The organism is Tenacibaculum profundicola (assembly GCF_057220795.1).
Genome location: NZ_CM170137.1, coordinates 3,570,069 through 3,582,434, shown reverse-complemented (window position 1 = coordinate 3,582,434; position 12,366 = coordinate 3,570,069). Strand labels below are relative to the sequence as shown.

The 12,366-nt window shown below is 31.9% G+C and carries 4 protein-coding genes; all 4 read right to left on the bottom strand.

Annotated features, from left to right (window positions below; translation table 11 throughout):
• Window position 1 precedes the first annotated feature (1 nt).
• Window positions 2–3,040, bottom strand: a complete 3,039-nt coding sequence (locus AC2TDS_RS14880; protein WP_484736366.1) for a type I polyketide synthase — start codon at window positions 3,038–3,040, stop codon at window positions 2–4.
• Between the two features lies 1 nt (window position 3,041).
• The gene (locus AC2TDS_RS14875) at window positions 3,042–4,922 is read right to left on the bottom strand and encodes a non-ribosomal peptide synthetase (protein WP_484736365.1); all 1,881 of its coding nucleotides are present in this window, start codon (window positions 4,920–4,922) and stop codon (window positions 3,042–3,044) included.
• 147 nt (window positions 4,923–5,069) lie between these two features.
• Entirely contained in the window at window positions 5,070–9,704 is a 4,635-nt protein-coding gene (locus AC2TDS_RS14870; protein WP_484736364.1) for a non-ribosomal peptide synthetase, read from the bottom strand.
• Between the two features lie 263 nt (window positions 9,705–9,967).
• Window positions 9,968–12,361, bottom strand: a complete 2,394-nt coding sequence (locus tag AC2TDS_RS14865) for a TonB-dependent receptor domain-containing protein (RefSeq protein WP_484736363.1) — start codon at window positions 12,359–12,361, stop codon at window positions 9,968–9,970.
• Window positions 12,362–12,366 lie beyond the last annotated feature (5 nt).

Here is a 12,366-nt window from a genome sequence, read left to right as displayed (position 1 = left end):
GCTAAATGGTTATTTTATTAGTATACTCTTTTTCATCTTTGAACCAAATCAAGTTTTCAATTTCATGAGAAAGGTCAATCAAAGCTGAGTTTTTAAAGAATACTTTAATCTGAATTTTAATTTTATAGCGTTCATTTAATATTTTAATCATGGTGAGCGCTTTTAAAGAATCGCCTCCAAATTCAAAGAAATCCATTTCCATATCTACTTCTTCAATGCCAAAAAAGAGTTTCCATATTTCGATGAGTTCTTCTCGTAGTTTTGACTCAGTAGCATCTTTCGCATCAAATTCTTCTTTATCTAAAAAGAAGGTATTGACTTTATCAAAATAGACTGTCTCTGGTTTTCCGCCACTTATTGCCTGGGCTAGCTTATTCACATCTATATAGGTTGGATATTCAACACGATTAAAAGCATACGTAGGCAAGGAAGTTTTTTTACCCAAAGAAACATCTTTTAAACCATCCCTATTATTAAGCGCATTACAACTCCATAATTCCCCTAAAGCCTCTTGCGTGTAACCTTCTTTTTCTTGCTTCGTTAGTTCATCAAAACCATTTTTTACAATGTTTACAGAGATGTTTGAACTTCCTGCAGTTTTATTTTGTTTGTATAGTCGAACTAAAGAATCTCCTGGTCCAATTTCTATAAACACCAAGTTTTCATGTTTATCTAACGATTGTATTCCTTTAGAAAAGTTAACCGTATTTCGTAGATGTTCGCACCAATAATCAGCAGTTTTTCCTTCCTTATTTTTAATAAGCTCCCCTGTAATATTTGAAACAAAAGGAATTGTTGCCTCTCCAAACGTAAAGGTTTTTAAAAAACTTTTGTATTCTTCCAAAATATGTTCGATCATATAAGAATGTGACGCAAACGAAATTTTCAAAAGTCTGTGCTTAATTTCTTTTTCCTCAAAAACTTCCATCACTTTTAAAATGGCTTCCTTTTCACCTGAAAGTATGCATTGATTAGGCGTATTTATAGAAGCTATGGAAAGTTTATCATTTAAAAAAGGGGCAACCTCTATTGCACCTAAAGAAACGCCTAACATTCGTCCTTCAGGCAGCTTTTCCATTAAAGCACCTCTCTTTATCAAGATTTTTAAAGTATCTTCATACGATAAAACACCGCTTAAACAAGCTGCTGTATATTCTCCAAAACTATGTCCGATAAAATACGAAGGTGTTAGGCTTATGGATTTTAAATAGTGTGCTAAGGCGTATTGAAATACAAATAATACAGGTTGTGTGTATTTTGTATCGTGTAACATTTCCTCTTTTGATGCATCACTAAACAAAATATTTTTGAAATCAATTTGCATCAATTCATTTAGAAGTTTGAAACCTTTGTCCATTTCTAAACGGAAAACAACAGAATTTTCATAGAGTTCTTTCCCCATAGAAACATATTGTACGCCTTGCCCAGGAAACATATACACTAATTCCTTAACTGATTTCTGAATCGGTTTAACTCGATTAATCTTTGAAATTTTCTGTCTAATTTTTTGTTGTAATTCTTCTATACTTTTTGCTGTGACAAACGTTCTATATCTAAATGATTTTCTTCCATATTGTAATGTGTATGCAATATTTTCTAACGAAATTTGCGCACTTGAATTTTCAATATATTGTTGAAAGTCTTTTAAGTACTGTTTTAAACTTTCATTATTTTTTGCTGAAAACTGAAAGATTAATGGCTGTTTTAATGGGACTTCCTCCTCCTCCTGATTTATATATTCTTCTAAAATTATATGTGCGTTTGTTCCGCCAATTCCAAATGAACTTACCCCAGCGCGTAATGGAAATTTTGAGTCTTCAGGGAAACTTGTTAAACGATTAACAACTCTAAAAGGTCCTTTACTAAAAGGAATTTTTGGATTTGGTGTTGTGTAATGAAGTGATTCAGGTATTTCTTTATTTTTTAATGCAAGTACCGTTTTTATCACCCCTGCTATTCCAGATGCCGCGCCTAAATGTCCCAGATTTGACTTTATCGATCCTATATAACATTTGTCTTTTGAGAATGTACTAAAAGCGTTATTTAATGCTTCTATTTCAATAGGGTCTCCTAATTTGGTTCCTGTTCCATGGGCTTCAATATATGCGATAGAATTGATATCAATCTTACTTGTTTTATGGGCTCTTTTAATACATTTCACTTGGCCTTCTATACTTGGCGCTGTATATCCTATTTTTAAATTCCCATCATTGTTAACTGCAGAGCCTTTAATAATTCCGTAGATATGATCTTTATCTTTCTTTGCTTTGTCGAGTCGTTTTAATACGATTGCAGCTCCACCATTTGTAAAAACAGTTCCATCAGAAGACGCGTCAAATGTTTTGGTATGACCGTCTGATGAAAAAATCATGTTTTCGGCGTATTTATACCCTGGCATTGCTTGAGACGAAATTGCAATTCCACCTGCGATTGCAATGTCACATTCACCAGTTAATAAAGCCCTACATGCGGTGTGAATTGCCACTAATGATGTAGAACAGCCAGTTCGCATAAATAACGAAGGTCCATTCAGGTTTAGCTTGTATGATATTAATGTGGAAAGACGGTCTTTATCACAAAGTAAACTAGACATAAAATCGGTGACTAGCGGGTTTCTGTTTAAAAAGGAATTGTAAGCTTTCCATACAATATTATCACTTGCACCCGCATACAATCCAATGTTATTATGTTTATCTGGTATAATTCCAGCATCTTCAATAGCAGACCAAACTATTTCATGAAATACTCTGATTTGCGGATCCATATGTGCAGCTTCTGCTGGCTGATAGTTAAAAAATGAAGCATCAAAATATACTTCATCTTCAAAACTTCCATATGCATCAATATGATCAGCATCTTTGTATTGTGATACATTAATGTCTCTTTTTTCATAGTGGTCGTCTGTTGCATATTGAATAAGCTCTTCCCCCTTTTTCAATTTTTCCCATAATTCATTAACATTTGCTGCCTTAGGGAATTTACCTGACATTCCAACAATGGCTATTTCGAGCCCAGTTGTTTCTGTTTTTTTTGAATTCATGTTAGTTGTCATTAAATAAGCTTATTCCTTGATCAAAAATATCTAATGAATCATCTTTTATTTCTTCTACTATTTCGCTTTCATCATCATCATTCCAATGTTCACAAAGACTTTTTATGTTGGGGTATTTGAACAAGTCTAACATTTCGATTTCTTTGTTCAATTGCGTTTTAATTTCATTACTCATTGTTACCAAAGCCATACTGTGACCTCCTAATTCAAAGAAATTATCTTCTATTCCTATTTCATTTTCAGGAAGTTCTAAAATCTTGCTCCATATGGCAACTAGTACTTTTTCTTCTTGAGAACTTGGCTTGCTATATGCCTTTTTATTTTCTTTCAAAACGGTTTCAAACTCTTTCTCAAGTACAAGCCTATTTATCTTTCCATTTCCATTTAATGGTAATTCCGTTTTTTGAAGTATCGTTTGCGGAACCATATACATTTCTAATTTCGTAAATAGTTCTTCTTTGATTTCTTTGATAGAAATTATTTCTTCTGCGACAATAAATCCCGCTAATTGTTTAAACTTTTCATTGTATACAACAGCGGCGTTCTTTATCGTTGTATTTTGTAAAAAAGCACTTTCAATCGCGCCCAGTTCTATACGTTTTCCATTGAGCTTTATTTGAAAGTCTTTACGTCCTGAAAACATAAAATCCCCTGCTTCATCCATAAATGCAAAATCGCCTGTTTTGTATAAGATAGCATTTGGCAGCATCGGATGTGTGCTGAACTTTTCTTTTGTTAACGCTTCATTTTTGTAATATCCTAACGATCTGTATCCTGTTTTTATATGAATTTCTCCTACCGTTCCCTTGGGGCAAGGGTTCAAATTCTCATCTAGTAAAATTGCTTTAGCACCATCTATTGGTTTTCCTAAAGAAACGATTCCTTTTTGTTGTGTTTCCTTTGGAATTTGATATGCGAATTTTGCCAAACTTGTCTCAGATGGTCCATAGATATTGACCAATGTAGCCGTTTTACCAAAATCTTCTTCCCATTTTGAAACATCTTCCCAAAATAATTTTTCTCCCGCCAAGAGTATGTATTTTACAGTCAAAAACGTGTGCTTATTTTTCGCCAAATGCATGATTTCTCTAAATAAAGTAGGAACACAATGCACCAAATTGATTTCATTTTTTTCCAACCAAGCTGGAATTTTTTCAACTTCCAATAGGCCATTTTTCATTGGTGGAATGTAGATGGTTCCACCTGAACATAATGCTACAAATGTATCTCTCAAAAATACATCGAACGAATGTGGAGCAAACGCAGCTACTTTTATGGGTTCTTGAATTTTTAAAAACTGTAATTCCCAATCTATGTAATGATTTATTCCACGATATGCTCCTAAAACACCTTTGGATTTTCCTGTAGAACCCGATGTAAAGTATACATAACAAGGGTCATCAGGATGTAATTCTATTTTATCTAAAGAGGTTACTTTCGTTGTAACTTCATTTGCTTTCTGCTGTAAAACTCCGTCTGATAAAATGATATTTGTTTTTTCAGATGCTTTCGATATCCCTTCAATTTCCTTCCAATCAACAATACTTTCATTATCACAAATAATCCAGTCTGGTTGATAATCTGCAACCATTTCTGAGAGTATTCCGGCATTCATTTTACTATTGACCGGAATGAATATTTTTTTCGATTTATAAATCGCCAACATGGCAATAATGGCAGTTATTGGAGATGTTGTAAACACAAAACAAGTTTCAAATTCTTTGGCTGTAAACATGTGTAATTGTTTTGCCAATACAATTGATTTTGAATTTAAACCACTGTAAGTCAAAGTTCTTCCTTCATGAACAACAGCATCAACATCAGGGTTTTGCGTTGCCAAGGTTTCAAAAATATGTACTATATTTTTCATCTGTTAATATTTATTGCTTTTTAATAGTCAGATAGAATTTGCCGATAATCATCTTGGTAGGTACTTAGATTTGTAATGATGCCTTTACCATTTGAATTTATCGCAAATTCAAACAATAACCGGTATAACTAATTTTTTAATCCATTTTTAGTCAAGCATACCTTCCCACAAATTTTCTTGTGTTTTAGAAGTTGCTTTTTGCTTACTGATCTTTTTGATGTCTATCTCAGGATTCGATACTATGTTGTATACTATTTCTGTATACTCTTCTTTAATAGTTTCTATAAACGCAACATCAAACAGTGCTGTATTGTATACCAATTCTAGTTGTAATTCTTGTTGATTGTTTACATACAGTGTCATATCATACTTATTGTTATCCCATTTCCCTTCATAGATTTCAGCATCTAGCGCACGACTTGTTTTTCTCAGTTCGGGAAGATGCACCATGTTGAAAAGAATTTGAAAAATGGGATGCTTTCCAACTACCCGTGTAGGATTTACAATTCGTACCATTTCTTCAAAAGGCAAATATTTGTGTAAAAAGGCTTCTAACACTGTCGTTTTAACCTCTTTTAAATATGACTTAAATGATTGTTGGGTGTCACATAATGTACGCATTGGGAGTACATTTAAAAAACAGCCAACTACAGATTCGTATTCCAATTGATCTCGTAATGAAATTGGTGTTCCAATACAGATGTCTTTTTGATCGCTCAGCTTCGCTATAACGATTTTAAAAATAGTTAACAATACAATGTATAATGTGGTTTCTTCTTGTATACATAGGGTTTTCAATTGTTTTTTTATTGATGAATTAAAAGAAAAACATACTGTATTCGTATTATTTACCTGTTTTTCTTGAGCGATTTTTTCCTTTACAGGAAGCTCTAAGTTTTGAAAGTTTTTTAATTTTTCTTTCCAATACGTTTCATAAATTTCTCTTTTACTTTGTGCTTGATGTTCGTAGGTTATAAAATCCTGATAAAATACATTAGGGATTTTTTTATCACTTAAAACTTCATCCGCTAGATAGTTTTGCAACAGTGAATTTAGAATTAGTTGTACCGACCAACCATCAACAGCAATGTGATGCATGACAATGATGAGTGTGCTTTGAGCTGTATTCTTTTTCTGAAGAAAAGCCCGTAACGGGTAATTTTTTTTCAAGTCGAAAGGCATTGAGAATACCTGCTGTAAAACTTTATCTGTTAATATTATTTCCGACCTTATACTTCCAAGTTTCCAATCATCAACGTTTAAAATTCTTGTCATAACAACACCTCTTTTCTCTGCATAAACAGTTCGTAACATCTCATACTTTTCTAAAAGTGCTATAAAACTTTGTTGCAAGCGGTCTCTGTTTATGTTTTCTTTCAGGTTTAGTACAATTGGAATGTAATAACTGTTTTTTGATTCTAATTGCTGTAATAACCAAATCCTTTTTTGAGCAGAAGAAATATATTTCTTTACCCTTGTATTTCCTTCTTTTTGAGAAGAAATTTGTTGTTGATTCTTTATAATTTCATGCAACGCAGAAATATTCGTGCTTTCAAATATATGATGCAAATTTATTGACCTGTTGAATGTTTTATGAACCTCAGATATAATTTGCATTGCTTTTAAGCTATGACCTCCAAGTTCAAAGAAATTATCTGTAACTCCTATTCTCTCTATTCCTAATACATTTTGCCATATCTCTACTAATTGTTTTTCTATTTCATTACGAGGGGCTATGTACTCATTTTGAGTAAGAGACTCTGAAGTAACTTCTGGAAGTGATTTTTTATCTATCTTCCCATGAGCCGTTAATGGTATTGTTTCTAAGTCCATATAATAGCTTGGAACCATATAAAATGGTAAGCGCTCTTGAAGAAAAGCCCTTAATTCAGATTTTTCTATACCTGATTTTGTAATATAATATGCAACTAATTCTTTTTCCGTTTCATTTGCCTTTACATCCAATACAGCTTCTTGGATCTCGTTCGAAAACCGAACTATGGCCTTTTCTATTTCTTCTAACTCTATACGATGACCTCGTATTTTTACTTGGCTATCCTTTCTGCCCAAAAACTCAATATTTCCGTCAGGTAACCATTTAGCCATATCTCCGGTATCATACATACGAACTCCTGCTAGAAAAGGATTCGTAATGAATCGTTTTACTGTTAGCTCTGGTTTGTTTAGATACCCCCTGGCTACACCTGCTCCTGATACATATAACTTGCCTGATATACCTATTGGTAATGGCTCTAAATTGTTGTCTAAAATATAACAACTCGTGTTTGATATAGGTTTGCCAATTGGAACTGATACATCAAACCCTTGTTGAAGATTAAATGACGTTGTTACAACTGTATTTTCAGTTGGCCCATAATTATTATATAACCTAAACTTTGGCTCTTTATTTATTTTTAAAGTATCACCGCCAGTTAAAATTATAATATCATCTGATTCAAAATTGCTATTTACCAATTCTTGGGTTATGCTTGTTGGTAAATATGAGTGAGTAATACTATGTTCTTTAAAAAATAATTTCAGCTTATTAAGGTCTAAACGAGTGGTTTGATCTGGAATTGGGTATAACGTTGCTCCAGCTAACAAACAAGGGCCAATCTCCCATATAGACGCATCAAAAGCTATTCCTGAATACAATGTTCCTCCGCTAGACTCATTAACTTCATATTCATTATTATGCCAACAACATAAATTGAGTAAATTTTTATGCTCAATCAATGTTCCTTTAGGTGTTCCTGTAGTTCCTGAAGTATAAATAACATACGCTAAATTAGTACTCGCTATTCTTACAGAGGGTAATGTTGTACGTTGATTCTTATTCTTCTCAAATTCTGAAATGATTGAATCATCTATAATTATTTTACATTGGCTGTCTGATTCAATAAAAGTAATGCGTTCTTTTGGGTATTCTACATCTATTGGTAAGTAGGCGCCTCCTGTTTTTAGAATCGCTAAAAAAGAAACTATCAGCCAATCACTTCTTTCTAATTTAACTCCAATAAAATCTTCTAAAATAACATTATAATTATCGATTAAATAATGAGCTAACTCATTCGATAATACATCTAATTCTCTATATGTTACGCTCTTTTCTCCAAATACAATAGCAATGTTTTCTGGAGTCCTTTTTACCTGTTCTTCAAAGACATCTATATAAGTCTTTTCTCCACATTTATAATCTATTTTGCTATTGTTAAACCCTTCAACTAATGTCGTCTTTTCTTTAACTGTTAAATAAGGTACTGAATCAATAGTCAATTCTGGGTTCTCGATAACCCTTTTAAATATCACTTCTAGATGATCTGTAATTCGAGTTACAAAATCTTCAGTATAAACATCCGTATTATACGTTAGAAATAAATGACTCCCGTTTTTTCCTTCTCTAAAAGCAAATTCTAAATCAAATTTACTTGTTGTATCAGCAAGAGGGATTTCTTCAATAACTAAATCTCTAATTAGATTAAATTTATCAGAATGTTCTTCTTGAGTATCTACTGTAAGAACAATATCAAATAACGGATTACGGCTTCGATCATTCTTTACATCTAAATTTTTGACTAATTCATCAAATGGGTAATTCTGATGCTTGTATGCTTTTAAAGTTGTACTTTTAATTTGATTCAAAAGTGTCTTAAAAGTATCTTTCTTTTTAAATGAACTTCTTAAACCCACTGTGTTTACATAAATACCAAGTTGATTTTGAAGTTCCGTACGTTCTCTTCCCGCAAAAGGACTTCCTATAACAATATCGGTTTGATTGGTGTATTTATACAATAATAGCTTAATCGCAGATAATAAGCCCATAAATAAAGTTGCGCCTTGGTCTTGACATACCTGCTTTAAACCTTGGATGGTGTTTGTCTCAAAACGCTGTTCAATCGTTTTTCCTTTGTATGTTTTTATAGACGGTCTTAGTTTATACGTTGGTATATCTAATACTGGAACTTCTTCTTTAAATTGATCTAGCCAATACTCTTTATCTTTATTTATAGAATCTCTATCTAAAGTAGATTGCTGCCATTCTGCAAAATCCTTATATTGAATTGTCAAAGGATCAAGCTCGATTTCTTCACCTTTCGTTATTGATTGGTATATCGAAAATAAATCCGAAATCATTATCGAAGAAGACCATCCATCACTAATAATATGATGCATTACTGAGGTTAAGATGTAATTATCATTTGACTTTTTTATTAAAGAAACTCGTATTAAAGCATCAGATGCTAAATCAAAATTATAGTTAACCTCTTTTTTTAGTATCGTTTGAAGTTTCTTGGATACATTCTTGTCTTTTGATACATCAATAGATTCTAATTTAAAATTGTTAGTGTTAACCGATATAATTTGTTTTGGAACTCCTATTTCTTTTTCTAAAATTATATTAGTTCTTAATATCTCGTGCCGCTCTATAAGTTTTAAAAAGGCTTTTTCTAAATCTTGAATATTTACAAACCCTGTTAATGAAAAAAGGCTTGGCATATTATATGCATGATTAGCACCCTCTATTTGATGTAATAACCATAATCTATATTGTGATGATGATAGTACATAACTTGATTTATCAGATGCTTTTGGTATTACAATATTAGCAGCATGTTCAAGCTTATATTCTGACATGAAAGATACTAGAGCTTCTTTATGCTCTTTAATCTCAGATAACAACGCTGAAGTCATAGCTCCCTTAGGCGCCTTGATATCTAATTGATTATCAACCAAACTAATAGTTATATTTTTATTATACAACTTTTTTAATAAATCGTTCATTATGTCAAAGAAATATTTCCTACCCGCTTAATATACCTGTATGTTAAGGGCAGTATTTATACTATCATTTACCATTTGAATTTACCGTAATAAGACGTTCTTTTCCCCCTTCTATTTCAATATAAAAAGAAATCATAGCTACTGCTATTATTGATTTTTCTATCTTATATAAAGAAAAAAACACTCATTTTCTTTTACAGTAAATTCAAACAATATCTGGTATAATCTTAAAAAACTGTGTGTTAAATCTGTAATGGATATTGCTAGTTCCCTGTACGCCCTTTTTCATCTGAATTTCCTGTTCGATGCCTTTTAGCACTAATATTTCTATTACCAAATTTATAACTTATAGATACCTGAAAAGATCTACTATCATAGTAATACCTTGCCGTTTGAAACACGCCATTAACTGTAGTACTAGTTCTTTCCGCTGAAGTTTTAAAGAGGTCATTTCCTCTCAGGGTAATATTCAAATTTTTATTTAATACTAAATATTGCAAGGATAAAGATAAAGAGCTCGCAGATTTGGTGTCAAAAATACCATCCACACCAGGAAAACTATACCAATAGTTAACTCCCATAAGTAATGTTTTGTCTTCGTTCAAATTAAAATCATTATAGGTTGAAATAGTTGCGTTGAACCCTTCTTGATCTTCCTGATTTTCCTCTAAATTAAATTTGGATTTAGAATAGTTTATATTCAAACTATTACTACTACTCCACCATTTAATTTTATCAAAAGTGTAATTTTCAGATATCCCTAAACGTTGGGTATCTATAAAATTTTCATTAGTAAAACGTATGATATTTGTTGTAGCATCTGGCAGTGGTACTTGTGAAAATAAATTATCCTCGTAACTATAATATAGTTTAGTTACAAAATTTTTATAGGTGTTTGTTAATTCTAAATTATCTACAAAAGATGGCTGTAAAAACGCATTCCCTTCAATGGTTTGAAATGGATTGATGAAATAGATATTTGGATTTAATTCAAAAAAGCTTGGTCTTTGAATACGCTTGCTGTAATTAAATGAAAAATTCGAGTTCTCTGTGGCATTGTATGATAAATAAAACGTTGGAAACAACTTTGTATAATCATTAGTTGTTTCCAAATTCAGGTTATTAGATCTAGAATCAGTTTGTGTAGCTTCCATTCGTAGTCCTAGCTGTGAACTCCATTTATCATTGAACTTTTTATTAGCTGAAATATATACTGCTTGAATATCTTCTTTATATTCAAAATCATTCTGAGACAATGGTACATCTGTAACTGGATTATCTACCAAACCACTATTAAAGAATAAAATGTTATTCAATGATTTAGAGTTCGATATTTTACCTCCGAAATCTAAATCTATCCAACTCAATGGATATTCAATATCTATTTTTACCGATACGTTAGTTACATCTTGCTTATTCGTGTTTGTTCCTCTATAAAATTGTTCAGAAAATGGATTTTGTATGGTTGAAACTCCATTATATGTTTTAATATCAGGATTATTATAGGTAAAATAGTCCAAATTCAATGATATTTTTCGCCCTAAAGTATCTATAGCTACTTCATTATTATAATTTATAGAATGGATTTCAGGGCTCAAATCCATTGTACCATCAGACTGAAGTGATCTTATAATTTCATTTGTATCATAATCAAAAACTGGCGTGAAAGGCGCATCTGTTACACCAAAATTTGTTCCATTATATAAATACTGCCCACCCATAGACCATTTGGAGGTTATTTGATAATTAACATCTATTCGCCCATTTAATCCGGTAATATGGGCTCTAAAAGGAGATATGGTATGCCATAACCCATCAGGAAAATAAGCATAATCATCTTGCTCTTGAAAATAAATCCCATTACGATAGTTTACAGAAGAAGCAATACTGAATTTATCTTTATTAAAATTAAAACTTCCTCCAACGGAACCTGTAGGGTAAAGACGTTGTCTATACGACGATTTCAATTGCGCATTCCATGAATCTTTTTTAGCTTCTTTCAAGATTATATTTATCAAACCACTATTTCCTGAAGCTTCATATTTTGCTGGTGGTGTTGTAATGACTTCTATATTCTTAATATTTTCTGATGCTATTGACTTTAAAAAACTGGCTAAATCTTCAGCAGATAATTGTACTGCCTTATCATTAATCATGACTTGAAGATTACTTTTCCCTATCATTGTAATTCTATCATTTTGCACACGTACTCCAGGGGTTACCCGTAACACCTCAAAAGCATCTCCTTCTGAAGCTTTTGATGAATTTTCCACATTAAACACTAAACGGTCTATTTTTCGTTCAATCAACTTCTTTTTTGCCGCAATAACCACCTCATCTAATTCTTGAGCATTTTCAATTTCTAAAACTCCCAAATTAATAGCCTTTTTGGCTGCAGCTACTTTTTTACTGTAAAGGGTTTGACCGATATAAGTAACTTGCAATGTATAGTTTCCTTGTTTAGTGTTTAATTTAAACACTCCATTAGCATCAGTAACAACACCTGTGATAATTGAAGAATCATTTGACAGCAAAATTACTTCAGCAAACTCTAAAGGTTTTTGCGATTCTTTTTCTAAAATACTACCTGTTATTTCGGTTTGAGCTGTTACTATAAAACTTGATAATAGTATTAAAAAGGGTATGATTTTCTTCATTTGAA